This window comes from Sphingorhabdus sp. SMR4y, from assembly GCF_002218195.1.
GTDB lineage: Bacteria > Pseudomonadota > Alphaproteobacteria > Sphingomonadales > Sphingomonadaceae > Parasphingorhabdus.
Window position 1 is genome coordinate 2707106 of record NZ_CP022336.1, and the last position, 20786, is coordinate 2727891.

General features: G+C 57.9%; 19 protein-coding genes. 8 read left to right on the plus strand and 11 right to left on the minus strand.

The features are described 5' to 3' along the window. Nucleotides 1-181: 181 nt before the first annotated feature. The 7 genes from SPHFLASMR4Y_RS12990 to SPHFLASMR4Y_RS13020 all read right to left on the minus strand — a co-directional run bounded on the left by SPHFLASMR4Y_RS12990 (nucleotide 182) and on the right by SPHFLASMR4Y_RS13020 (nucleotide 7480). Nucleotides 182-1153, minus strand: a complete 972-nt coding sequence (locus SPHFLASMR4Y_RS12990; RefSeq protein WP_089133924.1) for a hypothetical protein — start codon at nucleotides 1151-1153, stop codon at nucleotides 182-184. A 139-nt stretch (nucleotides 1154-1292) separates the two neighbouring features. After that, entirely contained in the window at nucleotides 1293-3125 is a 1833-nt protein-coding gene (locus SPHFLASMR4Y_RS12995; RefSeq protein WP_089133925.1) for a DUF885 domain-containing protein, read from the minus strand. Between the two features lie 133 nt (nucleotides 3126-3258). Then, nucleotides 3259-3951: a prolyl hydroxylase family protein gene (locus SPHFLASMR4Y_RS13000; protein ID WP_089133926.1), complete on the minus strand. Its 693-nt coding sequence runs from the start codon at nucleotides 3949-3951 to the stop codon at nucleotides 3259-3261. Between the two features lie 177 nt (nucleotides 3952-4128). Beyond that, nucleotides 4129-5064, minus strand: coding sequence for an RcnB family protein (locus tag SPHFLASMR4Y_RS13005; protein ID WP_260806971.1), 936 nt, complete (start codon nucleotides 5062-5064; stop codon nucleotides 4129-4131). 165 nt (nucleotides 5065-5229) lie between these two features. Beyond that, nucleotides 5230-6585 (minus strand): acetyl-CoA carboxylase biotin carboxylase subunit, encoded by a 1356-nt coding sequence (gene accC, locus SPHFLASMR4Y_RS13010; RefSeq protein ID WP_089133927.1) that lies wholly within the window; start codon nucleotides 6583-6585, stop codon nucleotides 5230-5232. 10 nt (nucleotides 6586-6595) lie between these two features. Then, nucleotides 6596-7075 (minus strand): acetyl-CoA carboxylase biotin carboxyl carrier protein, encoded by a 480-nt coding sequence (accB, locus tag SPHFLASMR4Y_RS13015; protein ID WP_260806972.1) that lies wholly within the window; start codon nucleotides 7073-7075, stop codon nucleotides 6596-6598. A gap of 21 nt (nucleotides 7076-7096) precedes the next feature. Beyond that, on the minus strand, nucleotides 7097-7480 hold the full coding sequence (locus SPHFLASMR4Y_RS13020; protein ID WP_260807157.1) for a type II 3-dehydroquinate dehydratase: 384 nt from the start codon (nucleotides 7478-7480) through the stop codon (nucleotides 7097-7099). A 153-nt stretch (nucleotides 7481-7633) separates the two neighbouring features. Between SPHFLASMR4Y_RS13020 and thiS the strand changes: the two genes are divergently transcribed. The 7 genes from thiS (at nucleotide 7634) to SPHFLASMR4Y_RS13060 (ending at nucleotide 14305) form a co-directional block, all read left to right on the plus strand. Next, the gene (gene thiS / locus SPHFLASMR4Y_RS13025) at nucleotides 7634-8614 is read left to right on the plus strand and encodes a sulfur carrier protein ThiS (RefSeq protein WP_089134885.1); all 981 of its coding nucleotides are present in this window, start codon (nucleotides 7634-7636) and stop codon (nucleotides 8612-8614) included. A gap of 324 nt (nucleotides 8615-8938) precedes the next feature. Further along, on the plus strand, nucleotides 8939-9292 hold the full coding sequence (locus tag SPHFLASMR4Y_RS13030; protein WP_089133929.1) for a UrcA family protein: 354 nt from the start codon (nucleotides 8939-8941) through the stop codon (nucleotides 9290-9292). Nucleotides 9293-9664: 372 nt separating this feature from the next. Then, nucleotides 9665-10015 (plus strand): DUF1153 domain-containing protein, encoded by a 351-nt coding sequence (locus SPHFLASMR4Y_RS13040; RefSeq protein ID WP_089133931.1) that lies wholly within the window; start codon nucleotides 9665-9667, stop codon nucleotides 10013-10015. A gap of 15 nt (nucleotides 10016-10030) precedes the next feature. Continuing rightward, entirely contained in the window at nucleotides 10031-11161 is a 1131-nt protein-coding gene (locus SPHFLASMR4Y_RS13045; protein WP_089133932.1) for an EAL domain-containing response regulator, read from the plus strand. Between the two features lie 128 nt (nucleotides 11162-11289). Beyond that, a complete protein-coding gene (locus tag SPHFLASMR4Y_RS13050) occupies nucleotides 11290-12831 on the plus strand; it encodes a WS/DGAT/MGAT family O-acyltransferase (RefSeq protein ID WP_089133933.1) in 1542 nt (513 codons plus the stop codon). Between the two features lie 75 nt (nucleotides 12832-12906). Next, entirely contained in the window at nucleotides 12907-13821 is a 915-nt protein-coding gene (locus SPHFLASMR4Y_RS13055) for an SDR family NAD(P)-dependent oxidoreductase (protein WP_089133934.1), read from the plus strand. Nucleotides 13822-13846: 25 nt separating this feature from the next. Next, the gene (locus SPHFLASMR4Y_RS13060; RefSeq protein WP_089133935.1) at nucleotides 13847-14305 is read left to right on the plus strand and encodes a MaoC family dehydratase; all 459 of its coding nucleotides are present in this window, start codon (nucleotides 13847-13849) and stop codon (nucleotides 14303-14305) included. Between the two features lie 82 nt (nucleotides 14306-14387). Here the strand turns inward: SPHFLASMR4Y_RS13060 and SPHFLASMR4Y_RS13065 are convergent, their stop codons facing one another. Next, nucleotides 14388-15422, minus strand: a complete 1035-nt coding sequence (locus SPHFLASMR4Y_RS13065; protein WP_089133936.1) for a rod shape-determining protein — start codon at nucleotides 15420-15422, stop codon at nucleotides 14388-14390. Between the two features lie 407 nt (nucleotides 15423-15829). On the opposite strand from SPHFLASMR4Y_RS13065, the gene SPHFLASMR4Y_RS13070 reads away from it, so the two are divergent. After that, complete coding sequence (locus tag SPHFLASMR4Y_RS13070; RefSeq protein ID WP_089133937.1) at nucleotides 15830-16648, plus strand: universal stress protein; 819 nt, start codon at nucleotides 15830-15832, stop codon at nucleotides 16646-16648. Between the two features lie 3 nt (nucleotides 16649-16651). On the opposite strand, the gene SPHFLASMR4Y_RS13075 is transcribed toward SPHFLASMR4Y_RS13070, so the two are convergent. The 3 genes from SPHFLASMR4Y_RS13075 to SPHFLASMR4Y_RS13085 all read right to left on the minus strand — a co-directional run bounded on the left by SPHFLASMR4Y_RS13075 (nucleotide 16652) and on the right by SPHFLASMR4Y_RS13085 (nucleotide 20708). Further along, nucleotides 16652-17467 carry a DUF2189 domain-containing protein gene (locus tag SPHFLASMR4Y_RS13075; protein ID WP_260806973.1) on the minus strand — a complete coding sequence of 272 codons (816 nt, stop codon included), beginning with the start codon at nucleotides 17465-17467 and terminating at the stop codon, nucleotides 16652-16654. 110 nt (nucleotides 17468-17577) lie between these two features. Next, nucleotides 17578-18345, minus strand: coding sequence for an SDR family NAD(P)-dependent oxidoreductase (locus tag SPHFLASMR4Y_RS13080; protein WP_089133938.1), 768 nt, complete (start codon nucleotides 18343-18345; stop codon nucleotides 17578-17580). A gap of 128 nt (nucleotides 18346-18473) precedes the next feature. After that, entirely contained in the window at nucleotides 18474-20708 is a 2235-nt protein-coding gene (locus tag SPHFLASMR4Y_RS13085) for a molybdopterin-dependent oxidoreductase (protein ID WP_089133939.1), read from the minus strand. Nucleotides 20709-20786: the final 78 nt, after the last annotated feature.

Here is a 20786-nt window from a genome sequence, read left to right on the forward strand (position 1 = left end):
GGTGAAAAATAGCGGTTTTGGCGAGGAACTTCTGAAAGTGATCATGCGGCGCGACTATCACAACAGGCGTGGTGTAGGACAGGGAATTTTGCAACAAGCCTTTTCTCCCGCAGGGGAGGAGACCTTCATGTCTGAGCATGGAGCATTGTCCCGGCGCCGGCTCCTCCAGCAAGCCGCTGAACTAGTGGCCCGTTCCAGCCAGCTCATCGGCAATGAAATCGAGAAGTTCGGTTTCGAGCGGGTCCAGATTCTGGTCGGCGTGAATTTTGCCATGCAACCAGCTATTCTCCACGATGGTCAGTTTTCGTGCCTGCGCGACCGCATCGATGTGACCGCATTCGCTGTTCTTTTGACCGAATATGTCGCTGTCGAACACTTTTCGAAACGTCCCGCCGATGTCGGAATCTTTCATCCGGCCGAAAAAGCCCCTGACGCTGGGCTTGTTGTCGTCCATGAACCGTTCCAGATGCGCGGCTTCTGTGCGGCACAGCATGTCATATTCGCCATAGGCCATCAGATAGTTGCCGATCAGCTGAACGAACAGTTTCGGCCAGTGCTTGCTATTGCCAGCAGCGAGCGTCGCATCCTTGATCCGGAACAGCATGTCGGCCTCGTTGCGGCTTATCCGGCCGGGTCCGTCCGAGCCAGCAGCATAGCAGACCCGGCGCAGAATCTCGACTTCGGCATCGCTGACAGAACCGGGCTGCAGCGATCCTGTGTTGCGGGTTGGACCCTCGCCGGTCAGGACGGCATCTTCAATCTGCTTGAGGACATAGTCTTGCAGGGTTTCCGGCGTGCCGGTGGCTTTTTCCATTGTCCGCACGAGCAGCTCCAGTTCCGCAGCGGACTGGACTTTGCCGTCATGGTCGATTTTCTCCATCAGCCATCGCGCATTGTCTTCGCTGACATAGCCCTTTGGCTCCGTCTGCTGGACAATATATGCAGTGATGGCGGCGACAAAAAACTCGTGCCACTCCTCGCCCGGCTGACAGTCGAGATCATTGATTTCGAATAGCAGCTCGGCCTCTTCCGCGCTGATCACACCGTCGGGCCAGATCTCCTTGCGCAACGACAACACATCTGCCGCGCTAATTGTCTGTCTGGCTTTGATAGACCCGATCAGTCCCGATACGTCCATTTTCATCATATTCATCCCGCTGTTTCGGAACTGCGACTAGACGAAATTGCTTAAAATGCGGTTAGTGGAACGTTTCGTGCCGACCCTTATGGTCTTGCCGGTATGAGGGATGGTTATCCTTCATACCGGCTGCGATCCTTGGAAAATGATCTGATCAGGCCTGGGACTTGATCCAGTCGCGTATCTTGCTTTCCAATACGGTCATCGGCAAGGCGCCGGTGTTGAGCACCTGGTCGTGGAATTCGCGCGGGTCGAATTTTTCGCCGAGCGCCTCCTGGGCCTCTTTTTTCAGCCGCTGAATGGTCAGCGCGCCAATCTTGTAGGCCAGCGCCTGCGACGGAATGGCAATATAGCGTTCGACTTCCGCGGTTGCATCGGTTTTGCCCATGCTGCTGTTGTCGAGCATATACTGGATGGCCTGATCACGGGTCCAGCCTTTGCTATGCAGGCCGGTATCTACGACCAGCCGCATCGCGCGGAGCATCTCGTCATCGAGATGGCCGAAACGCTGATAGGGATCGTCATAGAGCTCCATCGGGAAACCGAGCTTCTCGGAATAAAGTGCCCAGCCTTCGACAAAGGCGGTGTTGCCACCGAAGCGCATGAAGTTCGGCAGGTCGGTATTTTCCTGAGCCAGAGAAATCTGGAAATGGTGGCCCGGGGCGCCTTCGTGCAGATAGAGCGTCGTGATGCCGGATGTGTTGCGCGACGGCAGGTCATAGGCATTGAAGTAGAAGACGCCGGGACGCGAACCGTCGGGCGTACCGCTCTGGTAAGAGCCACCAGCCTGGAATTTCTCGATCGATTCATCATAGGGCCGGATTTCCAGCGGTGATTTCGGCAGCACCTTGAACTGTTCGCCGATTCTCGCGTCGACCTTCTTGCCCATGTCATAATAGGCCTGGGTCAGCGCTTCGCGGGATTCCGGGTGGAACTGTTCGTCGGTGCGCAGAAATTCGAAAAATTCGGACAATGTGCCTTCAAAGCCAACCTCGGCCTTGATCGCTTCCATCTCGGTCTTGATCCGCTTGACTTCGTTGAGGCCGAGATTGTGGATATAGTCGGCTTTCAGCGGCAGGGTCGTCGTATTTTCGATCATGTTCTCATAGAGAAGCGCGCCGCCCTTCATGCTGGACAGTCCGACTTCGTCGCGGGCTACGGCGAGATATTCGTCTTTCAGGAAATCACGCATCCGCTGATAGCTGGCAAAAATATCGTTCGTCGCCGCTTCATACTCCTTGGTCAGGCGCGCCTTGTCGGCTTCGCTGAAATCCTCGGGGAAATTTTTCGTCGGGGCCATGAACGGGCTGTCTTCCAGACCCAGGCCGATCTGCGTCGCAAGCTGTTCAATGACATTGGTTATGGTCAGCTTTGTCTCGACAACGCCACTGTCCATGCCTTCACGGAAGCGGTCGATCGAACGGTCACCAATGGTGATGAACTGTTTGTGGCGCTTCAGATTATCCTCGTAATTTTTCACCGTTTTGAACGGCGCGCCGCCCTTGCCGGATGCAAAATTGGGGTAGAATGTGTGAAAGCCGCTGAAATGGTTTACCGGCCGGACCACGGTCAGCGCCATGATTTCATCGGAATAGCCCTTGAGCGCCTGCTGCTTGTCGCGCTTGAACACGTCGTAGGCAATTTTGTCGGTAGCGCTCAGCTTGCTGCGGTCGATTTTCATCAGCGCCGCCAGTTCGGCGGTTTCGGCGGCTTTTTCCTTGGCGAAATATTCGTCGGAAATATAATCGCCCAACTGATCGGCATAGCGTTCGTCGCCGCGGAAAAGTGCGCCGATCGGATTGCGCTTGAGATTATCCTCGTCGCTTTTGGCGAACAGGGCTTTCAGCTTTTCGCCTTCGGTCATTTCCGCCGCTTCGTGATGTTCCATCGCCGCTGCGCTCGTTACGGCGAGCGGCTGGGCCATCGCAAGACTGCCGGTCGCGAGCAGGCTGGTGCCGAGAAGAAGCGCGAGAGAATTCTTGATCATATCTGGTTCCTATCCAAAACTGTTGTGGCCAGCTAACACGGTAAGGTTTCACTCGCAACGACTTCGCGAAATTCGGGATGTCGTTGGTCGAAACCGGTCGGCGGTTGATCGGGAAACAGGCCTTTCCCCGGGATCAGGCCTCGCGCCACTGGTTGAGACGGAACCATTTGGTGATGATATATTTCGTGCCCTGCTCGACCGGTGTACCGGCGTGCAAAGTGTTGATATTGGGCGTCCCGTCGGGCTTCATATTGTTCCAGATCAACAACATGCCGCGGCGCGGTTCGACCTCATACTGCAGTTGCGGGAAAGCGGTGGCGCCTCCTTTTTCCGGCTCGTTGAGATAGGCCATGGCGGTCCAGCTGCGCTGACCGCCGTGCGGGCCTTCATATTGCCAGTAGGATTCACTCTGGTGAAAATAGTCGTGATGGTCCTTGAACTGCTGGCCCGGCCGGTAGCGCTGGCCCTGAAGGATTTCGCTGTGCGATTGCGGCAGGCCCAGAAGGTCGCAGATCGACTTGTCGATGCGCTGGATATCCGGGTCCTCGGGGTCGACATTGCAGCTGTAGCTGGTGCGATAGCCGTCACGCTCGCTGCCCTTGTAGAGGGTTGAGGGCTGACTGTCGCTCTCGATCATGTTGATCAGCAGATCGCAATCGGTCTCGCTGAGGAAGTTCTGGTGGACATAGAGCTGCACCAGCGGGCTTTCCAGCCATTGCACCCGGGGATGGGCGTTAAGCCTTTCGGTGACCTTCAGGCCGAGCTGCGCCATCCGCCGCGGGCTGGCGTATAATTCCGTCTGCTTTTTTGAAAAGACCTTGGCCATGGATGCAGTCTAGTCTTTGGCGCGGCCGGGGACCATCATCCGGTCGATCTTTTCCAGCGGGCCTGTCATTCTCGGTCTCCTTTTTTCCCGCCGCACTTCTGCTTGGAGGCCGGGCAGGATGCAACAAAAAACCCGCCGCCTGATCAGGCAGCGGGTCTCGTCGACGAATGTCGTGTCTTACCAGAAGAAGTCGTAGATCACGTCGATGACTTCGCCGGTGTAGGTGTCGACCAGCAGGACATCGTCATAATAGCGGATCCAGCGGGTGCCGGCATAGGCCGCGGGAAGACGATAGCGCCACGGGTCGTTGATCCAGTAGCGCGATCCGTAGAAGGATGCGCCCAGAAATACCCCGATATTCCAGCGGCGGTAGCTGTGTGACCGGTAAGGCGAATAATAGCGTCCCAGCCGGTAGTAGCTGCGATTGGCCTGACGGTAGCGCCGCCAGTCATAGCGCCGGTCCTGACGCCAGCTACGGTTCCAGTTGCGATTGTTACGGTTGTAATTGCGGTTGTGTCTGACCTGGCGGTTATCCCGATAGCGACGGTCGATACGGCCATCGCGGTTGCGGTCCACCCGACGGTCGACCCGGTCATTGTTGTTGCGGTCGTAGCGGCGGTCGATCCGGCCGTCGCGATTGCGATCATAGCGCCTGTCGACCCGGCCGTCGCGGTTGACGTCGCCACGTCTGGCGGCACGCCGTTCTACGGTCCGGCGGTTCTGGGTGGCTGACCTGCTGGCCGCGCGCTGGCGGTCCACCCGCCGCTCCCGCTGGGTGGCGAGATTGACACTGCGGTCAGCAGACCGTTCCGCGCGGCGGGTCTGGCGGGACTCGCGTGTTTCGGTTCGGTTGCTTCGCGATGCGGTTCGGCTTTGCCGGCTTATATCAGCCTGTCCGCGGTTGTTTCGGGCCTGCCCGCGATTGCCCTGACGGTTGGCGCGATTGGCCCGCCGCTCGCTGCGGCCATCGCGCTGCAAAGCGACAGCGCCGGTTAGGTCGGCCTTGGTCAGTCCGGGCGCGCTGTTGAGGTTGGGTGCAATTTCGGCGGCGGATGCGGCGGCGGGCGTCAACATCGTGGCCGCCATCAGGCCTGTGGCTAAAAATATACGCATGGCTTACTCCTGTTGCTGGCGACTCCATTTGCCGCATCTGTGCAACAGGTGATAGTTCATTAACCCTGTCGGAGTCCTGAACTGACTTGTTATGTTCAGGAAAGGTGGATTTAACCTGAACAAAACTCCTGTTCAATCCACCCCCGCGCGGGCTGGGAACACGATCTAGTCTTTCAGATTATCCTTCTCGAGCCATTCTTCCAGCCATTTGATCGTATATTCGCCGGACTGGAACTCCTCGTCATAGACCAGCTTCTGGTGCAACGGGATGGTTGTCTCGACGCCTTCGATGACAAATTCGTCGAGCGCGCGGGCCAGCCGCATCATGCAACCGTCGCGGGTGCGGCCATAGACAATCAGCTTGGCAATCATGCTGTCGTAATAAGGCGGGATCGAATAGCCGGCGTAGAGACCGCTGTCGACGCGGACATGCATGCCGCCGGGCGCATGATAGCTGGTGACCTTGCCGGGGGATGGCGCCCAAGTCTTGGGATTTTCCGCATTGATCCGGCATTCGATGGCATGGCCGCTGAATACCAGATCTTCCTGTTTCACCGAAAGATCGCGGCCATCGGCGATACGGATCTGTTCGCGGACCAGGTCAACGCCGGTGATCATCTCGGTAACCGGATGCTCGACCTGCAGGCGGGTGTTCATTTCGATAAAATAAAATTCGTCATTTTCGTAGAGAAATTCGATCGTGCCGGCACCGCGATATTGCATGCCCTTCATCGCGTCGACACAGACCTTGCCCATGGCTTCGCGCTGCTCTGCGCTGATCACCGGCGAAGGCGCTTCCTCGAGAACCTTCTGGTGACGGCGCTGCAGCGAACAGTCGCGTTCGCCGAGATGGATGGCATTGCCACGACCGTCACCGAAGACCTGAAATTCGATATGGCGCGGATCGCCCAGATATTTTTCGATATAGACAGTCGCGTCACCGAAGGCGGCCTTCGCCTCGGTGCCGGCCTGCTTCATCTGGGTTTCCAGCTCGGTTTCGTTGTTGACCACTTTCATGCCGCGACCACCGCCGCCGGAAGCGGCCTTGATGATCACCGGATAGCCGACCTGCTTGGCGACCTGCTTGGCCTCCGCAATCTCGCTGACTGCGCCATCGGATCCGGGCACCAGAGGGATGCCCAGATCACCGGCGGTTTTCTTGGCGGCAACCTTGTCGCCCATCACCTTGATATGTTCCGGTTTGGGGCCGATCCACTTGATACCATGCGCCTCGACGACTTCGGCGAAATGCGCGTTTTCGGAAAGGAAGCCATAGCCGGGGTGAATCGCGTCCGCGCCGCTGATCTCGGCAGCCGAGATGATCGCCGGTATCGACAGATAGCTGTCGGCTGCGGAGGGGGGGCCGATGCAGACGGCCTGGTCGGCAAGCCGCACATGCATGGCGTCTGCGTCCGCGGTGCTGTGGACGGCGACGGTTTCGATGCCCAGCTCTTTGGCCGCGCGCAAAATCCGGAGAGCGATTTCTCCGCGATTGGCAATCAGGATTTTTTCAATGGTCACGCTATAAACCTCAAGCGATCACGACGAGCGGCTGGTCGAATTCTATCGGCTGGCCATTTTCGACCAGGATCGCCTTGACCGTGCCGGCTTTGTCGGAGGTGATCGGGTTCATCACTTTCATGGCCTCCACGATCAGCAACGTGTCACCTGCGGCGACCTTGTCCCCGACGCTGATGAAATTGGCGGCACCGGGTTCTGGCGCCAGATAGGCCGTGCCGACCATCGGCGATTTCTGTGCGCCGGCATGGTCGTCTGCCGGAGCGGCTGCTGCTTCTGCGGCCGGGGCAGGTGCTGCGGGGGCAGCGGGTGCCGGGGCTGCTGCGATCGGTGCGGACACAACCGGGGTACCGCCGCGCGCGACCTTGATCTTGCGCTCACCATCTTCGACTTCGATTTCTGTCAGGCCCGCCTTGTCGAGAATGGCAGCAAGATCGCGAACCAGTTTGATGTCCACGTTCATGCCTTCACCCGTTTCTTTCTTTGCAGACATTTTTTGTCCTTATGCTTGTCGTTAAAATTTGCTCGCTGCATCCAGCGCCAATTGATAGCCCAAAGCACCAAAGCCGCAAATGCTTCCTTTTGCAACCGGTGCGATGAAACTCTTGTGACGAAATTCCTCGCGCGCCGCCGGATTGGAAATATGCACTTCGATGACCGGCGTGTTGATCGCCTTGATCGCGTCGAACAGGGCCAGAGACGTATGGGTCAGCGCGCCGGCGTTCAGGATCACCGCATGGGCGGCTTCCGCAGAAGCTTCGTGCAGCCAGTCAATCAGATGGCCTTCGTGATTGCTCTGGCGAATATCGACGTCCAAGCCCAGCGTCTGGGCATGGTCCTCAATCTGTCCGGCGATCTCGTCGAGTGTTTCCGATCCGTAGACTTCCGGTTCGCGCATGCCGAGCAGGTTGAGATTGGGCCCGTTCAATACAAAGATGGTCTTGGCCGCCAAGATATTGGTCCTTCCCCAAGGCTTTTGGTTGCGACTGAAGCGCCCTCTTTATATGGCTCGTTTTTGAAAAGCGAGATTAAAGACATGAAAGTTATCGAAATGGCTGAAATTCAGATCCGGTTGAATGGCGATGACCGCAAAGTTGCTGCTGGTGGCTCTATTGCCGATCTGGTGCGCTCGCTCGATCTCGATCCGGCGAAAGTGGCCGTGGAGCGCAACCGGCAGATTGTCACCCGGTCGACGCTGGAGCAGGTCAAGGTCGAGCAGGGCGATGAACTGGAAATCGTGCATTTCGTCGGTGGCGGCTCAGGCGATGACAGCTGGACGGTCGCAGGGCGGACGTTCAAGTCGCGGCTGATTGTCGGCACCGGCAAATATAAGGACTTTGCCGAAAATGCCGCTGCAGTGGAAGCGTCGGGTGCGGAGATTGTTACGGTGGCTGTCCGCCGGGTCAATGTGATGGACCCGAACCAGCCGGTTTTGATGGACTATATAGATCCGAAGAAAATAACCTATTTGCCCAACACAGCGGGCTGCTTCAATGCTGACGAGGCGATCCGCACCCTGCGGCTGGCGCGCGAGGCCGGTGGCTGGGATCTGGTCAAGCTGGAGGTGCTCGGCGAGGCGAAGACATTATACCCCAATATGCGCGAAACGCTCGAGGCGACCGAAGTGCTGGCCAAGGAGGGTTTCAAGCCGATGGTCTACTGCGTCGATGACCCGATTGCCGCGAAACAGCTTGAAGACGCGGGTGCCGTGGCGATCATGCCGCTGGGCGCGCCGATCGGCTCCGGATTGGGTATTCAGAACCGGGTGACGATCCGGCTGATCGTCGAGGGCGCCAATGTACCGGTACTGGTCGATGCCGGTGTTGGCACGGCCAGCGACGCAGCGGTGGCGATGGAGCTCGGCTGCGACGGCGTCTTGATGAACACCGCCATCGCCGAAGCGAAAGAACCGGTGCGGATGGCGCGGGCGATGAAGCTTGCCGTCGAGGCCGGACGTGAGGCCTATCTCTCCGGACGCATGGGCCGTCGCATGTATGCCGACCCGTCGAGTCCGCTCTCCGGCCTGATTTAGTGTCGTAATACAGCATGATTCGGTGTCATCTGTAACCATTTGATTCGTAACAAAAGTTACATGATGTTAAATTGGTCGACCAGCGATTGTCGTTGGTCGAAGCTGTCTGCCGTTTGCCGATCAAAATGGCGGTTTATCGAAGTCCGGATGCTCGCCGGTCCATGCTCCCCTATCCAAGATGGTGAGGCGGGAGCATAACCAGTCTCTCCAGACAGCCCTTCCCCGGCACGATGGACAAACCGCTCCCGACCTCACCCCCTAACGGGCAGCGCCGGCCCCCTTGTTCTACCGGCAACGCCCAGAAAATTTTTGAGGAGTGAGAGAATGTCGAACATTAACTTTACCAAATCCCTTTGTGCCGCCGCTGCGGTCGCTGTTGCCGCCACCGGCTTTGCCACGAGTGCCAGTGCCCAGGGTCGGGTGACCCGGACCGCTACGGTGGACTATGCTGACCTGGATCTGACCAGCGAAGATGGCCAGTCGACTTTGCAGGGCCGTCTGAAGGGCGCTGTCCGCGAGGTTTGCGGCAGCGTCGACTCGAAGAACCTGACCGATGTGCTGGATCACGGCGCCTGCATGCAGGAAGCAACGGCCTCGGCCCAGCGTGCCAGTGTGACGATCATGGCGGCGGCCAAATCGGGCAAGCCTGTCAAAACAGCATTGGTGATCAGCAACTAAAGCCGGACTCCAAGAGCCGCAAAACCCCAACAAGCGGCCGCAATTTGGCCAAAACAGCCTTCAAAAGCTCCGGTGTCCCTTACACCGGGGCTTCTTTTGTCGACGATATTGTTCAGATAAAACGAATATACGTCTAAAATATCAAATACTATATACATATTCCTACTTAAGATTAATAAATAAAACTGACATTTAGTCATGATAAAGAACGATTGATTTTCATCAATCAAGTATTTCCAACGTATTAACTATTGTTGGAAACCCGATGGCAATATATTCCCGTCCATATGTAAATGATTGTAACAGAAAGCATCATTTGACTTGCTGCTGCGTTCGTTAGCTTTGCGGGAAACCGCGCCGTCTGGAGGTTTTATGGAAGTCGATCGGGAGAAAAGGCCGAAAAATGTAATCGGACCGTTCGGCGAAGCCCTGAGCCTCAGTGATTTGCCAAAAAGCAGCACCACCCGATGGGTAATTCGGCGAAAAGCCGAGGTGGTCGCTGCCGTGACCGGTGGCTTGCTAAGCCTTGAGGAGGCTTGTGATCGCTATGATCTGTCGTTCGAAGAATTTTTATCATGGCAGGAATCCATCGACAAGTCCGGTTTGCCCGGGCTGCGGATCAGCTATCTATCCAAATATCGTACAGAATATCGGGCCAAGCAGAACAAGCTCGAGCGGTCAGGGTCGCAATCACCCCGAGATCCGTCAGCGGAACTTCATTAATCGAAAGCCCAGATCATGGCCCAAAAGCGAGTCCTCGTCATTGACGAAGAGAGCGCGTTCACGCGTTTTCTGCAGGATGATCTCGAGCAGCGCGAAATATCTGTAGCATGCGTCTATTCCCCGGGCGATGAAAACGGAGCCACGGCCTTCGCCCCCAATGTTATTTTGGCGGATCGGAAAATGCTCTCCCAAAGCAGTGCTGGCCTGTTGCATCAGTTGCCGCTGGTTCTGATGACCGGAACAGATCCGCAGTGGCATAGCGGGAGCGAGGAACCACTGGCGACAGCCAATTCGCAAATTGTGGCGACGATACCCAAGCCGTTCGAACCCGATACGCTCACCGAGTTGATCGATCGATATGCGACAGACAGTCAGAAGGTTAATCTGGACTCGGAATATATCGGGGCGCTGATTGCCAGCGACAGATTGCTCGACAATCTGGTGGTGGAATTCCAATCCAAACACGCGCTCGATGACGGGCGCGTTGTCGGTTACGAAGCCTTGTCGCGGCTGAAGACCAGACGCGCGATCAGCCCGGCAACAATCTTCTCTGCCGCGACGGAAATTTCTCTCGAGATTGAGGCGACGATGAATGTCGTTGACCAGGTGATGAAACTGGCCGGTGCGCTGCGCCGGTCCCGGAAAAGAATGCCGGTATCCTTTAACTGCAGCGCAATATTGCTCACCCAGTCCGATTTTGTCGACTCGCTGTTCGCCCGGTTGCAACAGTCAGCAAATCTCGGCGGCTCGGTGATCATGGAAATTACCGAAGAGAATCGGGTGGCCAATATCAAGGTTGTTTCCGAAATCTGCCAGATGTTGAATCAATATGGTCTTAAAGTGTCGATTGACGATTATGGGACCGGTCACAGCAATTTGGACCGGATTGCCGAAATCCCCTTTGCCGAACTGAAGTTGGACAAGGAGATTTTCTGGGCCTTTTGCAACGACCGCGTGCCGATCTCGGTGCTTGGATCGATTATCGACTTTTGCCACATGCGCGGAGCCAAGACGGTGGTCGAGGGCATCGAGACATCATTGCATCTCGAAAAGGCACGGCTTCTTGGTGCCGATCAGGGACAGGGTTTCTACTGGGGCCGCGCGGTTCCGCCGCAATATCTGGTCAAGGACTGGCACGGGTACTGATTTCCCTCCCGGTCTGGCGGCTTGCTCAGCGGCCGGGGGCCGGAGTTCAAGGCAATGGTATACGGATTCGCATATCAGATATATTTGCACTATGCTGACCGGCATTGCAGCGACCGGAGGGGATTGCCATGAAACAGCTAAGCGCACTTGATGCGATGTTTGCCTATACTGAAACCGCGAACACGCCGATGCATATCGGCCAGCTGTTGATCTATGATCCCTCGACCGCGCCCGGCGGCAAAGTCGGGTTCAAGGACATATTGCGCTATATCGAGGGGCGTCTCGATGGCGCGCGGATTTTCCGGCAGAAACTGGTGCGGGTGCCGCTTGATCTCGACCACCCCTATTGGGTCGACGACGCCAATTTCGATCTCGAGTTTCACGTTCGCCATATCGCCCTGCCGAAGCCGGGTGACTGGCGGCAATTGTGTATTCAGGCGGCGCGCATCTACGCCCGGCCGATGGATATGAACAAGCCGCTGTGGGAATATACGGTGATCGAGGGGCTGGATAATGTCGAGGGTGTGCCGAACGGCAGCTTTGCAGTGCTGCACAAGATGCACCATGCCGCGATTGACGGTCAGTCGGGTTTGCAGATGACATTGGCGCTGCACGATCTCGACGCCGAAATGAAACCCCGCAAGTTCGACTTGCAGTTCGAACCGGAGAAAGACCCCAATCCCGTTGCCCTGCTGGCCAAAGCGCAGTTCAACAATATTGCCAATCCGGTGCGCGGGCTGCAGAATCTGCAGAAGCTGATCCCGATGCCGAAACGGCTGTTCGAGGTGCAGCGCGAATTTCGCCAGCGCGATGACGCAAAGGGCAGTATTCCCAAGACGCGCTTCAACAAGAAGCTCAGCCCGCATCGGGTGTTCGATGGTCGCGAATTCGCCTTGTCGGACATCAAGAAAATCCGGGAGGCCTTTCCCGGCGCGACAGTGAACGATGTGATGATCGCGGTGGTCAGCGGATCGATGCGCGGCTATCTGGTGGCCAAGGATGACCTCCCCGAAAAGACGCTGAAAATCGGGGCGCCGGTCTCCGTTCGGACCGATGACGACAAGGATAGCGCCGGCAACCAGGTGACGATGATGCAGGTGGGCGTCGGCACCCATCTCGCCGATGCGGGTGACCGGCTGAAATTCATCATGGAGGAAACCCGGAGGTCCAAGGCGATGACCCAGGCACTGGGCGCCAAGACTTTGATGGAACTATCCGGCGCGATGCCGGCCGGACTGACCGCAGCGGGCACCAAGATGATGGTTCGCGCCGGTCTGGTCGAGCGGCTCAATCCGGCGGTGAATACGGTGGTGACCAATGTGCCGGGGCCGATGGTACCGATGTATTTTGCCGGTGCCGAGCTGGTCAAGTCCTTCGGCATGGGCATTCTTGCCGAAGGGCAGGGGCTGTTCCATGTCGTGACCAGCTATAATGGCAATGTCATCCTGACCTTTCTGGCCGACCGCAATATCATGCCGGATCCGGAATTTTACGCGACCTGTATTTCCGACAGTTTTGCCGACCTCATGGCAGCAGCGGCAAAACAGGCGGCGTCGGATTCGAAAAAGGCCAGGGCGAAGAAGTCCAAACAGCCGAAAAAACCGAAAAAGCGTGTTTCCTCTTCTGCCGCTACGGCGGGCAGGGGCCGGTCAAAAACGACAGCAAAATAGCGGTCTTGCCGCTTGACTCGGCGCGGCTGATTGCGCATCGGTTCCGTTAATCATTCAATTAAAGAGGGACTCGTCATGAGCACTGTAGAATTTAACGACCGCGTTGCAATTGTCACCGGCGCTGGCGCCGGTCTGGGCCGCGAACATGCCAAGGAACTGGCACGGCGTGGCGTGAAGGTTGTCGTCAATGATTTCGGCGGCGCGCGCGACGGCACCGGCGGTTCGGCTACCGTGGCCGAACAGGTTGTCGCTGAAATCGAAGCCGAGGGCGGCGAAGCCATGGCAGCCGGCTGCAGCGTCACCGACATGCCTGCGGTAGAAAAAATGGTCGCCGATGCGATTGCCAAATGGGGCCATGTCGACATTCTCGTCAACAATGCCGGCGTGCTGCGCGACAAGAGCTTCCACAAGATGACGATGGAAGATTTCCAGTTCGTCATGGATGTCCATCTGACCGGTAGCGCCAATTGTACCAAGGCGGTCTGGGACCATATGCGCGAACGTCAATATGGCCGGATCGTGATGACCACATCGTCGACCGGTCTCTATGGCAATTTCGGCCAGGCCAATTATGGCGCCGCGAAACTGGCGCTGGTCGGTTTCATGAACACGCTGCACCAGGAAGGTGCTGGGAAGGGGATCCACACCAACTGTATTTCGCCGGTGGCCGCGACCCGCATGACCGAAGATATCATGCCGGAAGAAGCGCTGAAGGCACTGGTTCCCGAAGCGGTAACCCCTGCGGTGGTCTATCTGTGCAGCGACGGCGCGCCGTCGAAGACCATATTGACCGCCGGTGCCGGTGGCTATGCAGCGGCGAAAATCTTTGAAACAGAAGGCATCTGGCTGCCTGAAGACAAGCGCAGCGCAGAGGCGATCGCGGAGAATATGGAGCAGATTCTCGACGAAACCGGCATGCAGGAATATGCCAATGGTGGCGGCCAGGGCGGCAAATTCTTCCGCCGGATGCAGGAAGTCATGAAGGGCTAAAAGACCCGCGAACAGGAGAAATACTATGCCAACGATCAAAGCAAGCGAACTGGAATCCTGGAAGGGCAAGGAAGTCGGCGTTTCCGACTGGGTTCTGGTCGATCAGGACCGGATCAACACATTCGCCGACTGTACCGAAGATCACCAGTTTATCCATATTGATGAAGAGGCCGCAGCAAAAACGCCATTTGGCGGCACCATCGCCCATGGATTGCTGACGCTCTCGCTGTTGCCGAAACTGTCTTACGGCACGACGCTGGGTCTCGAAGGCACGGTGATGGGCATCAACTACGGTTTCGACAAGGTGCGTTTCCTCAATCCGGTCCGCGCCGGTTCCAAGGTGCGTGGCCGTCATACACTGGTCGATGCGATCGAGAAGCAGCCAGGCCGCTGGTTGCTGACCTATAATGTCGTCGTCGAAATTGACGGAATCGAGACACCGGCCCTGATCGCCACCTCGTTGGTGATGATTGTCGTCGGCTAGGCTTTGGACAGATTCTATAGGGAAAAGGGCTCCGGACCGGTTCCGGGGCCCTTTTTCATGCGTGAGATCGATCCCGCTGGGCTCAGGCGGGGATCAGCACGTTGCGCAGAAGCGGGTCTTCCATCGCCTGGCCTGCACCGTTGGCGACACAGGTCAGGGGATCATCGGCGATGGTGACCGCCAACCCTGTTTTCTCTGAGATAAATTCATCAATCCGTCCCAGCAAGGCCCCGCCGCCGGTCAGGACAATGCCCTGTTCCATGATGTCCGCCGCCAGTTCCGGCTTGCTATGTTCGAGGGCGTTGAGCACGGATTCGGCGATTTGACCGATCGGTTCGGCAATCGCCTGGGCAATTTCGGCTTCGGTGATGGCAATTTTCTTCGGCATGCCGCTGACCAGATCGCGACCCTTGATATGCATGGTCCGGCCCCCGTCCGCCGGGCTCATGGCACTGGCGATACCATGTTTGATCAGCTCCGTCGTGGATTCGCCTATCGCCAGATTATGCTTGCGACGGATATGCGAGGTGATGGTGTCGTCAATCTTGTCGCCGCCCATGCGTCCGGACGTGCTGTAGGCCAGGCCCTGCAAAGACAATATTGCAACTTCGGTGGTGCCGCCGCCTATATCGACTACCATCGCGCCGGTCGGGTCGGTCACCGCCAGCCCGGCGCCAATCGCCGCAGCCATCGGTTCTTCGATGAAAAATATACCCGACGCACCGGCATTGGAGGCCGCGTCTCGCAACGCGCGAAGCTGCACATTGGTGGATCCGGACGGGATGCAGACAACAATGTTGAAGCGACTGAATATTCCGGTCTTCTTTTTGTGCACCTTGTGGATGAGGTGATTGATCATCTGCTCGGCGACATCAAGATCGGCAATCACGCCGTCCTTGAGCGGGCGCATGACTTTAATATTGACCGGCGCCTTGCCCATCATCAGCTTGGCGTCGCTGCCGACGGCGCGCACGCTGGTCACGCCGTCCATCGTCTCGAGCGCAACAACGGATGGCTCGTCGAGCACGATGCCGCGGTCTCGCGCGTAGATCAAAGTGTTGGCTGTACCGAGATCGATCGCCAGATCATGCGACCGGAGCTTGAAAAAATTATTCATAAAAAAGGAAATGTTTCGATTAGAGCTGCTATATTGCCAATGTCATCCGGGGGTTTGTTTCAGGTGACAGCAGGCCCATGAACCTGCGCTGTATAGTCATCGGCTGCCAGCGGTCAGTCTATTCGGCACAGGGGTGGATAATTCGGCCGAACCGTTCGCCGGCGGCGCTTCGGTAAGGTGCCAAATCAATGCGGATATCTGCCGACAAGGCCCCGGGCAGCGGCATTTTCTATCGGATATGTTGCTGTTTTTTTCATTTCCGGCTGTTAGCTTCAAGCCTGATATATCCGTAGTGATACTGATGTCGTTCCGCGGGGGAATGGCTATTGTGGTGGATCAGGGGCCAATTCCCTGTCGGCTTCGACGGGACCGATGGTCAGGCATTTGAATTAACAGGAGCAAAATCCATGTCCGTACCGACGAAAATTCTGGTCGCCACCGATCTGACAGCGAGAGGGGACAGGCCGTTCGCGCGGGCCAAGACACTCGCTGACACATGGGACGCGGCGCGCACCCTGCTGTTTGTCAGCAATCCCAAGAAGGAAGTGGATATCGCGAAGGTCGAGGCGCAGCTGCTTCGCACCTATGGCGCCGATGCCGAAGGCTGCAATCTGGCGATAAACTATGGCAAGCCGCCGCATGTCATTGCCGACACAGCGGAACAGCTGGACAGTGATCTGATCATAGTCGGCGCTGCGCGTCACAATAATATCTCCGATTTTTTCCTCGGCACGGCGGTTGATCATCTGGTGCACCACGCCAAGGCTCCCGTGCTGATCGTGAAGGAACGCCCGCGCGGCAATTATGACCGGATATTGGTAGCGACAGACTTTTCCGATTTTTCCGCCCATGCGCTGCGTACCGCACTGGATCTGTTTCCGAACGCCAAAATCGACCTCGTGCACGCCTATCATGTCGCCTATGAAGCCTGGCTGAAATCCGATGGTGTTGCGGATGAGATGCTGGCCGATGCGGAAAAGGACCTGCAGGACTTCATAGCCGGTCTGGACCTGCCGGAGAGCGCTGCATCGCGCGTCAGCCCGCAGCTCGTCGAAGGCAATTTGCACCAGTCGGTGTACAATATGCTCGATAGCGGTGACTTTGATCTGCTGGTGCTCGGGACGCACGGGCGTGGCGGTTTCGTCATGGCAACCATCGGCAGCCGCGCCAGCGAAATGATGGGCTGGTCGCCGGTCGATGTGCTGATGGTTAGAAAACCTTCGTAGATCCTAGGCCAGCAGCTGATCACCAGCTTGTGGACGCGCTGTAGCGGGCTCGCTGGTCAAGCGCCGGTACAGATGCCAGGTTGCGTGCCCCAGTACCGGGAGCACGACGAGCAGCCCCAGAAATAGCGGCAGCATGGCGACAAATAATGCTGTCGCAATCAAAATGGCCCAGATCAGCAATACAAATTTGTTGGAGCGTACGGATGCCAGGCTGACAATGATGGCGGTGATAAAATCGACATTGCGGTCCACCAGCATCGGCAGGCTGATGACCGTAATCGCATAAAAGGCCAGCGCCATCAGCGCGCCGACGACACCGCCCACCAGCAACATCATCAGACCCGCACCCGTGGCCAGAAGCGCGATCGATTCCGACCCGATACCGGACTCGGCCAGAAAGATCGCGAATATTCCGTGCGCGACCATCAGCCAGAAGCCGAAAGCGACAAACAGGATGACGCCCATGCTCAATATCTGCTCGTCGCCGCGTCCGCGCAAGGCTCCGAGAATTGCGCGCCAGCTCATAGGCAGGCCGGCTTCTCGCCGGCGACTCACTTCATACAGGCCAACGGCAACAAATGGCGCGAGCAGGGGAAAGCCCGCAGCCGCCGGGACCAGCCACGCGACTTCGCCGCGTTCGAACAGGGCAAAATAAATGAACATACCGGCGCCGACATAGATGGCGGCGAAAAACAGCCCGAAAGCCGGATAGGCTCTGAAATCATTCCAGCCTGCTACCAGTGCGGCGCGCAGATCGCTCAGCGCCAGATCGCTGGCTACCGAGGTCGGTACAATCTGTGCCTGTTTGCCTGTGCTCACGACATCTCCTCCCCACGGAAATATAGGGAGAGAATGCAGCAAGTTGCGGATCATTACAAGTTTCGGCGGACCAGTGGACGGTTTGGCACCATATAAATTGGCCAGGAGTGTCAGGGCTTGCCAGCGATCCGGATGCACTGGCCGGTTACCCATTCCGATGCCGGTGCGCAGAGATAAAGCGTCAGCGCGCCGATATCCTGCGGTGTACCCAATCGCCCGGCGGGCAGGCCGAGCGTGTCTTCAAAACCGACAAAATCCTCGTCGGTCATGTTCAGCGCCTTTTTCACCGTGTCGGTCGGAACAAAGCCCGGAAGGATCGCGTTGACCCGCGTTTTCGGACCGAGCTCATGGGCGAGCGTCTTGGTCAGCATCAGTACACCGGCCTTGGCAGCGCTATAATGGCCGCTGCCGGGAAACGGCTCTTCTGCGGCCAGAGAGGATGTGTTGACGATCCGGCTGCCTTCGCCGAAATGCTTGCAGGCGGCGCGCACGCCATGGAAAACCGATGTCAAATTGGTCGCCAGCGTTCTGTCCCATTCCGCTTCGTCCAGTTCCGTCAGCGGTGCGGATACCAGAGAGCCGCCGGCATTATTGACCCAGATGTCAAGCCTGCCAAATTCGTCGATCGCGCGCTGGGCGAGTTTTTCCATATCCTCGGCGCTGGTGACATCGGTTGCATGGGCAATTGCCCGTCCGCTGCTGTTGCTGGTATTGATTTCATCGGCCACGCGGCTGATCTCGTCGATACTCCGCGAAGCGCAGACGATATTGCAACCGGCATCGGCCAGGGTCTTGGCCATGCCCTCGCCAATGCCCCGGCCGGCGCCGGTGATAACGGCGGTTTCTCCCGTGAGGTCGAACAGCGGATTGGTCATCATGTGTCTCCTAAAAAGTTACCGTTCGCCCTGATCTTGTCGAGCCGCAGGCTACCGAAGGTGCACGGCCGTTCGCGTCAAGTCCGATGCTTCGACAGGCTCAGCTCGACCGGATTTCCTCCCGAGCTCGATTACTCCGCCGCTTCCAGCTCTGCATTGGCCTGCTTCGCTCTTACCCGAATGGGAATCGCGCTCATCAGGGGTATGCCGGTGCGCTTGTCAAAGTCGCGGTCGTTGAAGGAGAGCCGTCCGGTATTACCGCCTTCGCCCAGGGGGTCTTCTTTCTCGTCCGGATTGGTGCCCCAGCTATGCGGTGTGGAGACGCAGCCGGCGCGTACGGTCTTGTCGGCCTTGGCAACGCAGCTGATGAAAGCGCGGGCCGATTCCAGTTCGATCGGCTGGTCCTCGGATAGTCCCAATGATTCCATATCGGCCGGGTTCATGAAGGCGGGGTGGTGCGGTACACGTTTGCGCTGCACCGGATCTTCGTGCCAGTTGCTGTTGTGGATTGCGGTCATCCGCCGTCCGATCATCCGGAACGGGAATTCCCCGTCCTCGACCGGTTCGCCCAGCCTGGCGGCATATTCGGAAAGCTCTTCCATCATCGCGGCATTGCCGACCGACAGCTTGCCCTCCCAGCCCGCTGGCTTGGGTTGCACGAGCAGCGCCTGCGCTTCGACGATCTTGCCCTTCCGTACCTCTTCATCCTCATAGAGCTTTGCGATATCGGCGGGGCAGCCGTTGAGCGATGCGCTCCACGCGCTGATCGGATCGGGGGCCTCTCCGGGCGGGAAGGCCGTGGCCTTTTCCTCGCGTTCGTCGGGATGGGCGAGCAGGGCCCAGGACTTGACCTTGATCGTCTTGCCCATTTCCGAGGCCAGCGCATGGATGAACTGATATTCCTCGCACAGGTCGGAGCCTTCCGGCGACTTCATGATCGGCAGGCTGGCCTGAGCGTAATTATTCTCAAATCCCCAGCCGGCGCCAAAGCCGCCATAGATTTCCGGCGCGGCGGTATTGCCGTGCACTTCATAATGCAGCTTGGGTGCGATGACATAATCGGCCAGTTCGGCGGTTTTCGACATGCGCGGGTCGATGCAGACGAGCAGGTCGAGCGCCTTCATCGCCTCGAACGTCTTCAGCTGGTCGGGCCATGCGAGCATCGGGTTGCCGCCGAGGCAGATCAGCGCCTTCACCTGCTTGTCGCCGGGAGTCAGTATCTCGTCGGGCAGGGCCGAGGTCGGCATGCCGGAAATGCTCTGCTCGAGATCGCGGCTGTGCAATTTGCGGCCGAAACCCCAGGCCGGGATCGGGCCGGGCGTAGCGGCGATCGGCGGAGCGGGCTTGGTGAACACGCCGGTCCGACGGTTGAGATCGCCTTCGCGCAGCCAGTGTCCCATGATCGAGGTCAGCGCGAGATTGAGATATTCGGTAATATTGCCGCCGCCCGACATATTGGTGCCGGTGCCGCCGCTGATGCTGGCCTTTTTCCAGCTGCCATACATGCGCGCCGCGCGCACGATATCTTCTGCCGCCACGCCCGCGCGGTCGGCGGCCGGTCCTGCATCGAAAGGTTGCACGGCTTTCTTCAGCGCTTCAAACCCGTCGACATCCCCGGCGACGAAATCCTTGTCATACAGCTCTTCGTTGATCACCACTTTGGCAATCGCGCCGAGCAAAATCGGGTCCTGGCCGGGACGGCACTGCAGGTGGATGTCAGCCTGCCGCGCGCTGTCGGTCACCCGCGGATCGATCACGATCAGCTGCATTCCGCGCTTCTTCGCATCGTGCAATTTCTTCGCCGGGTTCATGCCGAGACCGCCGTTCATCGAGACAACCGGATTGGTTCCGATCAGCATCAGCCCGTCCCAGTCGCCGACCCGCGGCGCGCCGGCCAGCCACGGCCCGATCAGCGCGCGGGCGATGCCCTTGCCCGGCTGGTCGATGGTGACGCTGTCATAGACCGAGGTCGAACCGATCGCATCCATCAGCGCGAGCATGAAGGCATGGGCGTTGACATTATTATAGCCAAAGGTGCCGACATAGGAGGCGACGCTGTCGGGGCCATGTTCCTCGACGATCCGCTCGAGCCGCGCGGCGATATCGCGCGCCGCATCGCGCCAGTGCACAGCCTGCTTTTCGCCATGCTTCATCCCGGTATAGCTGGTCAGCAACCGTGTGTCGAAACTGTGGTAATTGGCCAGTTGCCGGCCCTTGATGCAGCTATAGCCTTCGAATTCCGGGTTATCCTTGTCGCCGTGAGTCTTCACCGGAACGCCGTCTTCGAAATCGACGATCAGGCCGCAATGTGCGTGACACGCCCTGCACATGACATGCTTCTGTCCGGTGAATGCTTCGCTGATCATATTTCTCTCCACAGTCTAATTTAGCAGGGTGAGGCCATTGCTTTTTGCAATTTAATCGTTCAATTAACCCAGCAGTGA